Here is a 16,080-nt window from a genome sequence, read left to right on the forward strand (position 1 = left end):
TATGGAAGTTGCAACAGTGATTACATCGAATAAAGATATTGTATCGTTATTTGACACATTTATTTATTCTTTTCCCGAGATTAGATTGGTCAGTAAAGATCATGACACGGCATTTTTCCAAAATGTTAAGCATCATCGCGGCAAATTGTATTATCATTTTGAATTAGATGACGTAGAACAAGAGTTTAGTGTGAACTATAAAGTGAATGAAGTTAATTTTATAAAAACTTTTTTTAAAGAGAAAAAGATCTTCATGTTCGATTTATCATACACGTCGGATAGTATATTAACAGACTTATTTAGAGGGTTTAAGGAATATTTGATCGCGAAAAATGACTCTTTGCCTGGTGATATTTTGATTGGTCATCCATTTGACGGAATAAAAAAATTTGAAATCGATTATTAAAGCATGAATTGAAACATGAAGAGCAATAACAACCCTCCATGCTCAAATGAGATGTAAGAGGAACTCGTTAGAATCAGTGGCCAACGAGACTTACATCAATAAAAAGACCCACTGTTTACATATAAAATGTAGGAATACTGGCATGAAAATCCATGCCAGTATTCTCTGAATAACAGTGGGTAAAATTCAGGCCTCAGTTGATTATAAGGTATCAGTATCCGGCATATAACCAATTCTTTTTCTATCTGTTGGTTGCGACTTTTTCTCTATAAGTTCATCCAGATATCCAAATATCAACTCAAGGCTTTTATCCTGCCTTATCAGTTTGCTTTTAATTTATTCAATTTCCAATCGAAGCGTTCGTTCAAACGCCTTGTTTCTACGCCATAAAGTTCAGCCAGATCGCTGTCAAGCATTACTTTTTGATCCCTGATATAATAGATCTTGGTCATGATGATATCGTCTGATGTTGAAGTTGCATTGCTCAATTATTTCTTGTTGTCTAAAAATTTAACGATTAACCATAGCGCCACTTATGGCTTTATGGTCATGTAAACAGGTGGCCTAATAAAGCTTTCTTAGCTTGGACATGTCCTGGGCCACTTTCATATCAAGGATTTTAGCGTAATGCTGGGTTGTTTTGATATTGGTATGACCAAGCATTTTTGACACGCTTTCAATTGAAACACCATTTGCAAGCGTTACAGTTGTTGCAAAGGTATGACGGGCTATGTGATAGGTTAATTCTTTATTGATACCGCAGGCATCTGCTATTTCTTTCAGATAGCTGTTCATTTTCTGGTTGCTTAATACAGGGAGTAACAAGCCATCATTCACGCATTGAGGATGCTCTTCATACTTAGCCATTAATTCCATAGCCTGAGGAAGTAAAGGAATGCGGGAAGAAGTATCTGTTTTTTGCCGATTGGTATAAACCCATTTTTGTCCGTCAATGCCTGTTACGATTTCAGCGCGTTTTAATTTCTTGACATCTGCATAAGCTAAGCCGGTGTAACAACTGAAAAGAAAAATATCCCTTACCTGAGACACCCGGTCGCTAACCAGTTTCTTATTAGCCATTACCTCCAGTTCTTCGGCATTTAAAAAATCCCGTTTAACTTCCTTTACTTTTGGTTTGTATTTAACAAACGGATCTTTATCAAGCCAACCATTTGCAATACAGATCAGAATAATCTTCTTAAAATTTTTAAGGTATTTGACTGTCGAATTATTGTTGCAGCCTCTTTCTGAACGGAGATAAAAATCGTAGGCCATAATGAACTCATGATCGATTGCCCTGATGTCGATATCGGCGGCATTATATTTCCAAATCAAAAATGCCTGAGTATGCTTCAAGCTTGTCTCGTAGCGATCAAGCGTGCCTTTTGCATATTCTTTACCAATAAGCGCGGCAACCTGCCTGTTGTGTTCCTGAAATATCGGCACCAGCATTCTTCCAGGTGAAGGCTTGCCGCCGAGAAGCCTGTCTTTCAAATTAGGTGCGGTGATCAACAACTTTCGCTCGATCATGTCCCGGTGAACATCATACACCTGGTGTTCTAAAGTTTTCAGGTAGGCATTGATACTTTTTACGTCTTCGCTATTTCCGGTTAACTTTTGTCCATTTGTGTTCCATTTGTCGGGATTGACATAGCGTTTAGAGGAGACTTCGATGCGTACGCCATCAACAGTGATACGCAGGTAAACAGGAGCGAGGCCTTCGGCATTTGTTTTTGATCTCTTTACGTAAAAGAGCAGGTTAAAAAATTTGTTCATCGCTGAAGCTTTTAAGTGAATAAAATTAGTTACATATCCTGCTGAAATCAAGATGTTTAAATACTGAACATGCTCAATAACAGCGACTTATAAGAATTCCGGTGACCGATAGGATTACCTTGAAAAAGGTCACCTACAGGTCACCAGACCAAAGCGATTGATTGGTTTATTTTGGTGAGGACTAAAAACAAAAAGCGCCGTAAATAATTCATTTACAGCGCTTTGATCCTAATTGAATAATACTTGGCGGAGAGTTAGGGATTCGAACCCCAGGAACCTTTCACAGTTCAACAGTTTTCAAGACTGCCGCAATCGACCACTCTGCCAACTCTCCGGGCGCAAAAGTACAAATCTGAACCGAATTGCCAAATCCGAATTGTTACTTTAAGCGAAGGTTAAGTAAAAGTTATAATGCAGTATCTGTTTATCAGACTATTATAATTGAAATTTTTTTTGAATTTATTATCCCGAGTTCGGAAATTCACCTCGATGCCCGTATAATCAGGTTTAATGATTCTGCAGATCATGTTCAAATCTTCTCATACTTTCAAATAGCATGGCAAATCCATCGGCCATTTGACCAAACAAGCGCTCATCAATACTGTATTTAATTGAGCCGCGTAAACCATGAGTCTTTATAATACCCATCCGTTTTAATTCGGCAATGTGCTTGGTTATTGTTTCCTGGTTAAACGGGATGCTATATAAACTTTCTTTGGGTACTAAATTGCCGTTAGCTATAATAATACGGACAATGGCAATTCTGACGGGCAATGCAAGGGCTTTCGCAAAATTAGCCAGTTCGTTATCGGTATTTGAAAATTTTAAGTTGAAATAAGGCATAACTTGTCCACACGGTTGTTAAATGAATTAATTGTTAGTACGGCATTAATTGCCGTAAATGCAGGTAATAAGAAAATAAGAAAACATTGTAAAGGTATTGGCAGGTGAGAAGCTGATAACTCAGATTTTCCAGGTACAGGTAATGGAAAAAATGTTAGCAGCATAAAAAACCTTGTGAGACCGAAATCTGCTTTGAGTATCATATTGTGATATGAACCGGAACGGGCATAACTCGCAGGTACGAATTAACCTGAATTGATTACTTAATGCAGCTAAGGTTTTGCCGAAAATTACCCGCGGGCGGGATAAAAAGAGAACAGGTGCAGATTTGCCATCATTTGCACTCGAAATAACCGGACCGTTTTGTTTTACCGGTCCGTTATTAAGCGTTAAATACTTTCCTGTTTTAGCATGACCTGCAATTTTGGGACATCGTGTAACATACAAACACGAAAAAAAGAAATATCCTATAGCTATAAATAAGCATAGTATTCTTTTACCTAATGTTTCTGTCGCCATGCATCATAATTTTCCAATTCAAATCTATGCGCCTAATATTAATAGTATGTTGTTAAACGATTAAAATAATATTAAGTCAATTGATGTTTTAATTTTCAATTTTGTATATTTAGACATAAAGCAGAATGCTTTAACCTTTATAAGTAAAATGATGTGTTTGCTATGGGCAGATATGTTAAAATATTATTCCCTTGTTTGATACTTTTAAGTACAGTTAATTTGTCTGCTCAAAATAACAGGAGGATTTGTTTTGCTTTTTATGATGGTACATTTAATGCCGATGCTTTAACTATTAGCGATACCACAAGCGGACTATCGGTAAATAACATAAAAAGCTTTTATGTCAATGTTGATGCCGGTAATTATAAACCTTTAATTAATGCATTGTTGAGTTATAAACAAGATCACCAGCTTAACGACTGGCTGTATTACCAACTCGTGCGCAAAACTGCCCAGCAAATAAGCCCTAAAGAAAAAAATTACAATACGTACACCTTATATAAATGGTTCCTGATGGTTAAATCGGGCTATGACGCACGACTGGCGCTGGCCGGAAAAAAAATCATTTTTTATGTTTACAACAATGAAGATGTATCAGATATTCCTTCTTATATGGTTGATGATAAAAAGTACATGTGTCTTAACATTCATGACTACCCGGGTACTGATCTTACAATACAACCGGCTATTCCTGTTGATATCAATGTGCCGGGTGCAATAAACTCATTTTCATATAAGGTTACGAGGATGCCTGATTTTACGCCTGCGGACTATGTGGAAAAGAACCTGCAGTTTACCTATCGGCATGAGGCATACTATTTCAGGATTAAGCTTAACCCGCTGATTGATTCCATTTTCAGGAATTATCCGGTTGTAGATTTCGAATCATACTTCAATATTCCTCTTAGTAAAGAAACTTATGGATCGCTGATCCCTTTGCTAAAAAAAAATGTGGACGGCATGAGCATTAAAAAAGGCGTTGATTACCTGATGCATTTTACGCGATATGCCTTTTTATATGAAAATGATGATATTAATTTTGGCCGGGAGAAACGGTTGAGCCCGGAAGAAACCCTGTTTGCTCAATACAGCGACTGCGATGATCGTGCCGCGTTGTTTTTTTACCTTGTTAAAGAAATATACAATTTGCCGATGATAGCGGTGTTATATCCCACTCATATAACTATGGCAGTGCAGTTTGATAAACCGATGGGGAAACCTTTGCTTTATAAAGGAAAAGCTTATTCTTTTTGTGAGCCTACCCCACAGCTGCGTGATCTGAAGATAGGACAGATATCTGCCTCACTTAAACAGGTACCTTATAAGGTTGTGTACGAATATAACCCATAAATTGAGCTGGCAGATCAGGGCTGCTGTTCCGCCTTGTTAATAGCACTGAGCATATTTTCAAACTCGGCTGTATATCTGTTCCAGGTTGGCCAGTTTACATCATACAGTGATTTTTTACCATCAATTGCAACAGTAATCAGCCTGGCATCCATCAATTCTTTTAAATGATGGGATACCGTTGGCTGCGCTAAAGGGAGTATTTCAACTATTTCGCCGCAGGTAAAATGCTTGTGCTGTGCCAAAATACGCATAATAGCGATTCTTGCCGGGTGCGACAGTGCTTTTGCTACCATTGATATGTCCTGATCTGTTGCGGCAAACTCAGTCTTTTTATGATTAGCCATGTTTAAATATGAGTTACAAATATATAATTCATATTTAAACATGAACAACTCTCGGCCGTAGCCTTCATCCAATCTTCATAAGGTTACATAAAATTGAATTTTGCTTTCTGAAAGTCTGGGTCTGGAAAACTCATATTATCGTCGAATACACTTTATATTGTTTCTGAATGGTATTATACTTCTGTGGTAGTAAACAATGGAAAAAAAAGATTTAGGGTCGAGTTAAAAAAAGTATTAGCCGCCAGGCCGAATTGTTTTTTGCCTGAAATTTAAAGTTCTCCTGATACGTGTTGTTAATAACAGTTCGTAGCCATCTTGTTGTATGATCCTGTTTACGCCGTTAGATGGTTACATTAAGGATACCAATACTATTCCCGATAAGCGGGCCGATCAAATCAAATGGCTGATAGGGGGGGATTTGTATTGTTTTATTTCTGCTTATTAATTAATTGTAACTTGTTTTTTGCATAGAAATATAACCTGAAGGAAATGTATAACGTATAAGGAAACAATTTAAAACCAAGCGCACAAAAATCTTGAAAATAAGCTATTTGAAAATTATCCTGCTATCAATCTGTGCACTCTTCATAAATAAGCTCGCTCTTGCAGCTACTTTTGATTGGACCGGCGCGGGGACATGTTCAGGTTTTTTATGTTCTGGTGGTTATATAAACGGCACTTTATGGAGTAATCCGGATAACTGGACTGTTGGAGGACTGACAACAACCTCGTACCCCGGCCAGGGCGGAAGCACTACCGATATTGTTCGCTTTGGTGTCACAGGATCTACTTACACAAATCAACCTGTCCTTTCGGCAAACGTTACAGTAGCTTCGATCACTTTTGGGCGGATTCAATACGTTTCGGGAGGAGTCTTAACGGGCACCTCGCTAACCGGGACAATATTAACTGTAAATAGCGCGACATTGACCGTAACAGGTGATATTACCCAGGATGTCAATACTAATGCAAGTGGTACCATTTTCAATGATATGAGGGGAACCGGTACAATTTCCTGCACAAACATACAGATCGGTACTAATTCAGCTACTTATGGCAGTTTTTCATTTTTGTTTTCGGAAGTCAACACACTAACAGCTAGCAACAATGTAAATATACATCTGAATGTAAAACAACAAAACGGAAGTGGATTCAGATTGGAAGGGGGGACTATGACCATAAATAACCAGATAACTTTTACGAATCACAGTGTTACCAATCAGAACGGCGCTTACTTTACGGTGAATGCTCTCACATCATATAAAACAACTAATACGGTTGTAAATCCAACATTAATCCTTAATGCGACAAACGCTATCGGAACGATACCTGTACCTTATGCGTCCTGTAACTTTTATGGTGACCATGGAGGTAAAGCTACTGTTAATTATAAAGGGGCTAACCCAGTGATTTATACAACTTCGGTTCAGGGTTTTGGTCCGGGTGGTGGTCCTGTAAACCCAAATGCGGCTACAGATCGTATTTATGACAACCTTATTATACAAGGCAGTGGTACCGCTGTTATTGGTGGTACAACGGCTGGTCAAACAAGTTATTTAAATATCGATTCCACATTTACTACAAACTCAAATGTGTCATTTTCCAATGCAACCAATACAGCTACAAAAGTTGGTGTAGCCGGATCAACAGCGGCCACCTGGACGAATAATTCGGCAGCAACCATTACCGGTGGTACGGGATCAATTGATATAAACGGAACACTCAGCAATGCAGGTACCATGAATATGGGTACGGGCGCTTTAAATATCGCGCGTAATTACACAAATACAGGCACGTTCACGCCTAATGCATCCGCGCTGATATCATTTGACGGTACAACCCAAACGCTTACAGACGCAACTGCTACGGGAACAAATTTTTACAACGTTACCTTCACAACTGGCGGAACAAAGACAATGGCCTCAGGAAGTAAATTTACCGTCGCGCCAACTTATACATTAAATGTTAACTCGTCGTCAACGCTTGCGGTAGGCAATGCCACGTCGACCACAACGGCGCTTACCATATTATCCACCGCTGCAGGGGATGCAAGTATCGGTAGTCTTTCAGCAGGCACCATTACCGGCAGTATCAATGTTCAACGTTATGTGAAAGGTACATTGCGTCGTTATATGCTAATGTCATCGCCGGTACTTAATACAACATCAACATTTTTAACAACAGGTTCGCTTAGCACCTATAATCTTTTACCGCTTATCGCTACAACCTACATTACCGGTCCAGGTGGTACAACAAATGGATTTGATGATGCTACAGCTACCGGCAACAGCCCTTCGGTATTTGTTTATGATGAAAACGCACCGGTTACTTCGGATGTAAATCAGGTATTGAATAATGAATACAAGCCTTTTAGCTCAACCAGTCAGGGTTTGCCACCTGCAAACGGTTTTTTATACTATTTCAGAGGGAGCAGGAGTGTAGCAAACCCCTTTGTAAGGCCTTTTCCGGCAACAGATAATGCTACGCTAAACTTTTTTGGAACTGTTATTAAGGGTACGGGGGCCAGCAATGCAACATTAACGGCCAATATTGTGAATTTTCCATCTACACCGCCAACTTATTATACAACTACGGCGGTAAGTGCCCCGGCTACCCTGTCTTATCACACGTCAACACCGGCTGTTAAACAAGGTTTAAACCTTATTGGTAATCCATATGCGTCGGTAATAGATCTGCATACCCTTTACACGGTAAACACCACCAACAAATTTTATTATATGCTGGTAAAAGATGCCAGTACCGGAACCAATAGCTCGTCAACCAAATTCGCGTTGTACGATGCCAGTACCGGATCTATTGGCACAGGAGCAAGTCGCTACGCTTTATCAGGGCAGGGATTTTTTACCGCTGCAACTTCTGCTTCAGCTATTAAGTTTGATGAAACAATGAAGGTGGCATACTCAAATTATAGCGGAGCGCTTCCATCAACCCCTGTATTTAATGTGGTTGGCAGCCCTTCAAAAAATATTGCGGCTTCATTTGCAGCAAGCCCGGCTACCAATAATGCTGAAAGCAGTATTCCCCGTCTAACCATGAACCTGGTACAAGACACTGTTGTTCACAACTCTACCGACATCAATTTTGATGAAAATGCTACCGCCAGGTTTGTCCCCGGCGAGGATGCGCCCTACTATCGGCCATCGGGGCAGGGCGATTTGTTTTACTCGTTAAGCAGCGATTCGGTAGGGTGCTTTGCTAATTACACAGGTAACCTCGAAAAATTAAAACGTGTAAACCTTATCGTTACTTTCTCTAATTATGGTACGTATAAACTCACTTCACCTATAAAAAAGAGTATTGACGCAAGGTACTCCATCTATCTAAAGGATAAATACACCAACGATTCGCTTGATGTTGTGCATAACGCCGAATATGCGTTTAAGGTCGAGTCGAACCCGGCAAGCTATGCTCATGACAGGTTTTATCTTAAAATCGGTATCGTGCCGGGCCATGATTACCGTTTATTGACCTTTACAGGAAAGAAAGTTATTGAAGGGGTAGCACTGAACTGGGAAACCAACAACGAAAGTGACTTTACCAAATTCGCCGTTCAGAAAAGCGCGGATGGCGGAAAAACTTTTTTAACCATCGATAGCCTGCAATCAACAGGAACAGGTAAATATACTTATACCGACCAAACTCCGGGGAGCGGCCAGATCATTTACAGGCTAAGCCAAAACCTGGTAACCGGCGAAACTAAATTATCTGATAACCTCAATTTTGAAATCCGACCGGGCGCCGGAGTCGTTAAATTTCTGGTATATCCAACCGTAGTTTCAGCCAGCACAGTCAATATAAAAGTAGAACAAACATCAACCAGACCTGTTAGGATCAATATAGTTAGCCCTTCGGGCGCTATTGTCAGAAAGCTATCGGCTATTGGTACTAATACCTTGCAGGAAAATGTTAATAGTTTGGGCCGGGGACTTTACATAGTAGTTGCAGTTAATGAAGGCACAGGAGATAGGATTGGGAGCGGAATGTTTTTTAAACAATAACAGTATGTACGTATTATCTATGATTATATCAAAATGGAAAACAGTATTAGCTATTATTATAATCAATTTGCTTGCAGTGTCCTTGAGTTTTGCAGATCCGGGAGATGGTCTTTGCGATGGTAATGATGGCGGACCTGATGGCTGCCCGCTGGATACCTGGGTATGGATATTAATTTTAGTTGCGCTATTTTTTACCGTTCGGCATTTAAGGTTGAATAACCAATCTAAAACTGCATCATAACTTCGGTTTAAATGATTTTTATTTACTGATAAATATACTTTATCAGTAAATAAATTCACTCCTGGGTTAATGCTAAAGTTTTAAGCTTAACGGATTAGGATAATTGTCGCTTTGGTCTTCCGCCACATTGTCCAGGCATTTAAAGTCTTTTTCAATAAGCAGATACATCGGGCCGGTATTATTTTCATAACCAACGCGGTCGGTACTTGTCCATTCAATGGCCATAGTAACCGGCATATGCATAATGATCGTATTGGCGCTGAAGTCTGCGGTTAAAGAATCATTTAAAGAGCGTTGCAATGCATATTTAAATACCTGTGAACCAAAATTGGTGCTTTCTTCCAAATAGCCGTCCCTGTCAAAGTTTTCAACGTCTGTTTTGGTTAAGCGATAGCGCAGCGAGTTTCCTTTTATTCTGATCTTCATTTTTTTAATTTTTTACGTTAACAACATCACCTATAATAATAATAGCTGGGTAAGTAAGCTGATTATCTGCCGCGATAGCTTCAAGCCCGCTTACTTTTCCTTTTGCAGATTTTTGTTGAGGCAATGAAGCATGTTGTATAATAGCTGCCGGTGTATCGCCTTTACCCGCTTTTATGTAGGCTGATGCTATTTCTGCCAGCTTTTTCATCCCCATATATATAACAACTGTTGCGTTACTGTGCATGGCGCAGGTTAAATCGGCAGATAGACTGCCATCTTTTTTGGTGCCGGTAACCATCCATACGCTTTCGCTCACTTGCCGGTGGGTTAAGGGGATGTCTTCCAGTCCGGAGGCCTGCATGCTGGTTACACCAGGTATGTAATGTGTGGTGATACCATGTTGACGGGCATAAACAATTTCTTCAAATCCGCGGCCAAATATAAATGGATCACCTCCCTTTAACCTTACCACATTACCTTTAGTAAATGCGTAGTGTTTTATCAGCTCATGAATTGTTTCCTGCGGTGTATAGTCACCATAAGGTTGCTTGCCAACGTATACCTTTTCACAATCATCCCGGCTTATCGCCAGTAACTCTTTGTTAGCCAGATTGTCATATAATATCACATTTGCCTGCTGTAATACCTTAAATCCCTTGATAGTCATCAATTCCGGGTCTCCTGGACCGGCTCCAAGTACAAAAAGTTCTGGATTTTGTATTTTTTTTTGCATTTTATTAAATTAGTGATTGAAAAATAGATTTTTAAGCCTTTATATTTCATTGATTTTGTGAAAATCACAAAATCAATGAAAAAAAACTGTTTAAATATTGATATAAATTATATTAATAGCACTAATTTATGAATTTAAACACCAATAATCATGATTTATTTAATAAAAAATTGAAATTAAATTTTTATTTGATGTTTTTTTGAGTTATAATTGTGATATAAATGAAATCAAGGTCGCAGTTGATTCATTTTTAGTTTGAAAATTGCTTTAACATTTAAAAAATTTCGATATGTCAAAACCAACCATCATTGTTGTTGGCAACGGTATGGTAGGTTATAAGTTTTGCGAAAAACTTTTAGCCAGATCAACACAGTTCCAAATAATTGTTTTTGGCGAAGAGCCGCGTCACGCTTATGACAGGGTGCACCTTAGTGAATATTTTAACGGTAAGACTGCTGATGACCTGTCGCTATCCACTTTATCGTGGTATTCAGATAATGGCATCGCGCTGCATTTGGATGACCCCATCCAGGAAATCAATCGCACCGAAAAAACAATCCACTCTTTAAAAGGCATTACACTTAAATATGATTACCTGGTTTTAGCAACCGGCTCATCGGCTTTTGTGCCCGATATCCCGGGTATTGAAAAGGAAGGTGTATTCGTGTATCGCACCATTGAAGACCTGGAGTTGATCAAGGCCTGCGCTGTTAATGCAAAATCAGGAGCTGTAATGGGTGGTGGCTTGCTGGGGCTGGAAGCTGCTAAGGCTTTAATAGATCTTGGTATTTCTGAAACGCATGTTATTGAATTTGCACCGCGCCTGATGCCGCGTCAGATAGACTCTGCAGGGAGTAATATGTTGCAAATGAAATTGAGCCAGCTGGGGTTGCATATTCACCTTAATAAAAGCACTGCTGCTATCACCGGCGATAGAAAAATCCACTCGTTAAAATTTAATGATGATAGCCAGCTTGCTGTAGATATGCTGGTTATATCGGCCGGCATCCGTCCGCGCGATGAGCTGGCTAAACTAGCCGGTTTACATGTAGGTACCCGCGGCGGTATTGTGGTGAACGAAAAAATGCAAACCAGCGATGAAAGTATTTATGCTATTGGCGAGTGTGCTTTATACGAAGGTATGATATATGGCCTCGTTGCACCCGGCTATGAGATGGCTGATATTGTAGTAGCTCATCTAACTGAGGCTGATAAGAGTTTTTATGGCTATGATATGAGCACTAAGCTAAAGCTGATTGGTGTTGATGTGGCCAGCTTTGGTGATGCCTTTATTACTGAACCTGATTGTCGTACTATTTTGTTTGAGGATACGCATAAGGGGATTTATAAACGTATTAATATAACAAACGATGGCAAGAACCTTTTAGGCGGTATTTTAATCGGCGATGCGGATGCATATAATATGCTGCTGCAAACCGTTAATAATAAAATAGTGCTGCCGCCGGATCCGGAAGACCTGATATTAGGATCACGGGGAGGTGAAACTAATGCGGGGGCAGGTGTAATGAGCTTGCCTGATGATGCGTTGATCTGTTCATGCGAGGCTGTTACCAAAGGTGCTATCTGTTCGGCAGTGAACGACGGCGGTGTTACCGGTATTGATGGCATGAAAAAATGCACCAAGGCGGGTACAGGCTGCGGCGGTTGCGTGCCATTGGTAAAAGATTTGATTGCCGGCACCATGAAGGCGAATGGCCAGTATATTAAAAATGTTATTTGCGAGCATTTTGATTACTCGCGCCAGGAGCTATTTGATCTTGTTAAAATAAACGGGCTGAAAAACTACGACCTGGTGCTTGACCATTACGGCAAGGGCGATGGCTGTGAGGTTTGCAAACCGGTTGTTGCCAGTATTTTATCCAGTTTATGGAATGATGTTATTGTAAAACAGGAAGTAATACAGGATAGCAATGATCGTTTTTTAGCCAATATTCAAAAGGGAGGCACTTATTCTGTTGTGCCGCGTATTCCGGGTGGTGAAATTACGCCTGATAAATTGATCGTGATTGGCCAGGTTGCTAAAAGATACGGGTTGTATACTAAAATAACCGGAGGGCAGCGCATTGATATGTTTGGTGCGCACCTGAGCGATCTGCCTTTAATTTGGGAAGAGCTTATTGATGCCGGTTTTGAAAGCGGGCATGCTTATGGCAAGGCACTCCGTACCGTAAAAAGCTGTGTAGGCAGTACCTGGTGCAGGTTTGGCTTGCATGATAGTGTGACTTTCGCCATCGAGGTGGAGGATAGATACAAAGGGATTCGCGCACCGCATAAAATTAAAGGCGGCGTAAGTGGTTGTGTTAGGGAGTGCGCCGAAGCGCAATCAAAAGATTTTGGAATTATAGCCACAGAGAAAGGTTGGAATTTATATGTGTGTGGTAATGGTGGCTCAAAGCCTCAGCACGCCCAGTTGCTGGCTACAGATATTGATAAGGAGACCGTAATTAAATATCTCGACAGGTTCCTGATGTTTTATATAAAAACAGCCGATCAGTTAACCCGGACAGCAACCTGGCTTAATAAGCTCGACGGCGGCATGAGCTATCTTAAAAATGTAATAGTAAATGACAGTCTCGGATTGGGTGAGCAGTTGGAAGAGGAAATGCAGGCGTTGGTAAATACCTACCATTGCGAGTGGAAAGAGGCTATAAATAACCGTTCAATGCGTAAGCGCTTCGCTCATTTTATAAATGCGCCTGATGAAAAAGATCCTCATGCTCAATTTGAGCCAATGCGTGAACAGGTTCGCGCTAAGGAATGGTAGGTTTTATTAGGAAATCCCGAGTTTTTAGTTCAAAGTTAGATTGATCATTATTAAAAAGAAAACACAATGGAAGCAACAATAGCAACCCAATGGATCATGGCCTGTTATGTTGATGATGTGCCAGAAAATGGCGGATCATGTATTAAGCACGGCGATGAACAGATAGCAATATTTAATTTTACACGTCGCAATGAATGGTATGCAACGCAAAATCTTTGCCCACATAAGCAGCAAATGGCAATATCGCGTGGCATGATCGGCAGTGCCGGCGAAAGCTGCGAGCCAAAAGTAGCTTGTCCTTTTCATAAAAAAACATTTTCGCTGCTTACCGGTGAGTGCTTGGGGGAAGAGGAATTGGTGATAAAAACTTTTCCGGTAAAAATAGCCGACGGAAAAGTTTTTGTCGGAGTTGATTAAATGCTGGTGTATTTAGGCGGAAAACAGAACGAAATTTACATTAAGCGCCGTTGCCGAAAGGGGTAATGGCGCTTTTTTTGCGTTTTTGTTTAAAATTTCAGTGTATTTTATACACCAAGGTATTGGTTAATAAAGCCATGTTCGTTTTTGCCGTCTTATTTTGAATTTATTTTTCGAATTTTTAGAGTTTAAAGCAAATTTAAATGGATTTATATCAATGTATGTGATTTTTTATAGTGGTTTTATTTTATTGAAAGGATTTTAATTTGTTTTTTGCGATGGTTTATTGGTTTTTTATCTATTAATAAATTGTTAAAAATGCATTTCAGCTGTTTTTGATCGTTTGTAATTTGAGTTTTTGTCAAAAAATATAGTTTTTAATGATTTTAATCATAAAAATTCATTTTAAAAATCAATTATTTGTACGCAATCATTAAATAAGTTATATTTATCATAATTAAACAGACAAATAAATCAAAAAAGGTTGAGCCTATGGTAAAAATCAAAAATTCATAAAAAAGCCCTGCCGGGAGGTCGCATTCCCAGACAGGGTTAAATAGTTTTTAATCGCTTTAACAAATAAAAAACCAATTCAAATGTACAAAAATGTATCTAATCAATACACTATTGGAAAAATTCTATTAATTATATCATGTTTCGTTTCTTATAATGCTTCTGCGCAGCTGTCTTTGACAGGCCAGATCAAAACAAGGGGCGAATTACGTGATGGTTATGGAACTTTAGAACCGGTAGGTAACAAAAACGCGGCCTTTGTGTCACAACGAACGCGGCTCACCTTTAATTACAAAAGCAGCAAGCTTATTTTCCAAACATCCGTACAGGATGTAAGGCTGTGGGGCCAGGATGCCTCAACTATTACTATCAACGACGGCAGCCGGCTAAGCCTTCACGAAGCCTGGGCCGAGCTGATCCTCTCCAACAAAAAAGACACTTCCTTTAAAAAATCACCTGTTGATTATTTCGCCATAAAAGCTGGTCGCCAGGAAATTAGCTATGACGATGAACGCTTGCTTGGCGCTACCGACTGGATTCAGCAAGCCCGCAGGCACGACGCCATCGTATTAAAACTTCTTCAATCAGGCTGGCAGGTTGATCTCGGCGCTGCCTTTAATCAAAGCTCTGATGCTATTAACTATAATGGCACCTATTATACACCGGCCAATGTACCCGCTACAGTAAAGGATAGCAAAGGTAATCTGGCTAACACCCCTGCCGGGCTTATCCCGCTAGTCAATGCCTCTGGTATTAGCGCCAAAAACGGCAACCTCTCATTTTTAAATCCTCCCGGTACTAACGGGCAAAGCCAGAACTATAAAGCACTTGAATATCTCTACTTTGCTAAAAAATTTAATAAAACTAAAGTAACCGGCCTTTTCCTGGCCGATCAGTTTGCCAAATACAAGCTCGATTCGGTAAAAAATGTATCAGGCGAAGATGTTGGTTATATATATGGCCGCCGGTTTAATCAACCAGGAGTTAATACCCGCTATACAACCGGGCTGCTTGTTAATCCCGTTTTCGGCAGCAAAGATGAATGGGCTGCTACCGCTGGATTTTATTACCAGGGAGGTCATGATCGCGACGGTGCTGAGTTAAGTGCTTACACTTATACCGCATCTTTATCATACAAAAGCAGTAACATGGCTTACACAGCCGGATGGGACTATCTGTCAGGAAATGATGCGCTGTCCACTTCAAAAACCAATCACAGGTTTGACCCATTGTATGGTACTCCGCATAAGTTCTGGGGCTATATGGACTATTTTTATGCAGGCACCGGATCCCCAACCGGCGGCTTGAGCAACCCTTACGTTAAAATCAAATATCTTTCAGATAATAAGCGATTTAGCGTTGATTTGGCTAATCATTACTTTCTGTTGGCTAAAGATCAGAAAGGAACAAACGGCCAACCTATCGACAAATATTTGGGTACTGAGTTTGATCTCACCAACAGCTATAAGCTTAACAAATTTACCGCTGTTGATCTGGGCTTATCTTACATGGCAGCAACCCACAGCATGGAGTATGCTAAAGGTTTAACGCCGGATAGCAGCAAACTGCACCCGTTTTGGGCATACCTGCAACTTAATATCAAACCTGAGTTTTTAAACAAGTAATGTAGGCTGAAAGCTTAAGGCTAAAAGCCGAAAGCGAGAAATGTTAAAAAATTAAAGTACAACAAACAGCTTTTAGCCTTAGG

General features: G+C 39.9%; 13 protein-coding genes and 1 tRNA gene. 7 read left to right on the forward strand and 7 right to left on the reverse strand.

What is annotated here, in order from left to right; genetic code table 11:
* Window position 1: 1 nt before the first annotated feature.
* Window positions 2-406 (forward strand): hypothetical protein, encoded by a 405-nt coding sequence (locus ABIC84_RS18430; protein WP_429264481.1) that lies wholly within the window; start codon window positions 2-4, stop codon window positions 404-406.
* A gap of 320 nt (window positions 407-726) precedes the next feature.
* Here ABIC84_RS18430 and ABIC84_RS18435 read toward each other — a convergent pair whose 3' ends face one another.
* The 4 genes from ABIC84_RS18435 to ABIC84_RS18450 form a co-directional block, all read right to left on the reverse strand.
* Window positions 727-894, reverse strand: a complete 168-nt coding sequence (locus ABIC84_RS18435; protein WP_429264482.1) for an ORF6N domain-containing protein — start codon at window positions 892-894, stop codon at window positions 727-729.
* Window positions 895-970: 76 nt separating this feature from the next.
* Entirely contained in the window at window positions 971-2,182 is a 1,212-nt protein-coding gene (locus tag ABIC84_RS18440; RefSeq protein ID WP_429264483.1) for a site-specific integrase, read from the reverse strand.
* Between the two features lie 244 nt (window positions 2,183-2,426).
* Window positions 2,427-2,516 (reverse strand) — tRNA-Ser (locus ABIC84_RS18445).
* A 173-nt stretch (window positions 2,517-2,689) separates the two neighbouring features.
* Complete coding sequence (locus ABIC84_RS18450) at window positions 2,690-3,025, reverse strand: hypothetical protein (RefSeq protein WP_426587556.1); 336 nt, start codon at window positions 3,023-3,025, stop codon at window positions 2,690-2,692.
* A 738-nt stretch (window positions 3,026-3,763) separates the two neighbouring features.
* Between ABIC84_RS18450 and ABIC84_RS18455 the strand changes: the two genes are divergently transcribed.
* On the forward strand, window positions 3,764-4,894 hold the full coding sequence (locus ABIC84_RS18455) for a hypothetical protein (RefSeq protein WP_429264484.1): 1,131 nt from the start codon (window positions 3,764-3,766) through the stop codon (window positions 4,892-4,894).
* Between the two features lie 14 nt (window positions 4,895-4,908).
* Here ABIC84_RS18455 and ABIC84_RS18460 read toward each other — a convergent pair whose 3' ends face one another.
* On the reverse strand, window positions 4,909-5,238 hold the full coding sequence (locus ABIC84_RS18460; protein ID WP_426587560.1) for an ArsR/SmtB family transcription factor: 330 nt from the start codon (window positions 5,236-5,238) through the stop codon (window positions 4,909-4,911).
* 536 nt (window positions 5,239-5,774) lie between these two features.
* Between ABIC84_RS18460 and ABIC84_RS18465 the strand changes: the two genes are divergently transcribed.
* On the forward strand, window positions 5,775-9,257 hold the full coding sequence (locus tag ABIC84_RS18465) for a beta strand repeat-containing protein (protein WP_429264485.1): 3,483 nt from the start codon (window positions 5,775-5,777) through the stop codon (window positions 9,255-9,257).
* A gap of 4 nt (window positions 9,258-9,261) precedes the next feature.
* Window positions 9,262-9,498 carry a hypothetical protein gene (locus ABIC84_RS18470; RefSeq protein ID WP_429264486.1) on the forward strand — a complete coding sequence of 79 codons (237 nt, stop codon included), beginning with the start codon at window positions 9,262-9,264 and terminating at the stop codon, window positions 9,496-9,498.
* 72 nt (window positions 9,499-9,570) lie between these two features.
* Here ABIC84_RS18470 and ABIC84_RS18475 read toward each other — a convergent pair whose 3' ends face one another.
* Together ABIC84_RS18475 and cobA are read right to left on the reverse strand one after the other, a co-directional pair.
* Window positions 9,571-9,924, reverse strand: coding sequence for a DUF7009 family protein (locus ABIC84_RS18475; RefSeq protein WP_429264487.1), 354 nt, complete (start codon window positions 9,922-9,924; stop codon window positions 9,571-9,573).
* A gap of 4 nt (window positions 9,925-9,928) precedes the next feature.
* Complete coding sequence (gene cobA, locus ABIC84_RS18480) at window positions 9,929-10,657, reverse strand: uroporphyrinogen-III C-methyltransferase (RefSeq protein WP_090525798.1); 729 nt, start codon at window positions 10,655-10,657, stop codon at window positions 9,929-9,931.
* A gap of 289 nt (window positions 10,658-10,946) precedes the next feature.
* On the opposite strand from cobA, the gene nirB reads away from it, so the two are divergent.
* From nirB to ABIC84_RS18495, 3 genes are all read left to right on the forward strand, one after another.
* The gene (gene nirB / locus ABIC84_RS18485) at window positions 10,947-13,442 is read left to right on the forward strand and encodes a nitrite reductase large subunit NirB (RefSeq protein ID WP_429264488.1); all 2,496 of its coding nucleotides are present in this window, start codon (window positions 10,947-10,949) and stop codon (window positions 13,440-13,442) included.
* Between the two features lie 66 nt (window positions 13,443-13,508).
* A complete protein-coding gene (nirD, locus tag ABIC84_RS18490; RefSeq protein ID WP_429264489.1) occupies window positions 13,509-13,859 on the forward strand; it encodes a nitrite reductase small subunit NirD in 351 nt (116 codons plus the stop codon).
* A gap of 596 nt (window positions 13,860-14,455) precedes the next feature.
* Complete coding sequence (locus tag ABIC84_RS18495; RefSeq protein WP_429264490.1) at window positions 14,456-15,997, forward strand: alginate export family protein; 1,542 nt, start codon at window positions 14,456-14,458, stop codon at window positions 15,995-15,997.
* Window positions 15,998-16,080: the final 83 nt, after the last annotated feature.

This window comes from Mucilaginibacter sp. 3215, assembly GCF_050433785.1.
Taxonomy (GTDB): Bacteria; Bacteroidota; Bacteroidia; order Sphingobacteriales; family Sphingobacteriaceae; genus Mucilaginibacter.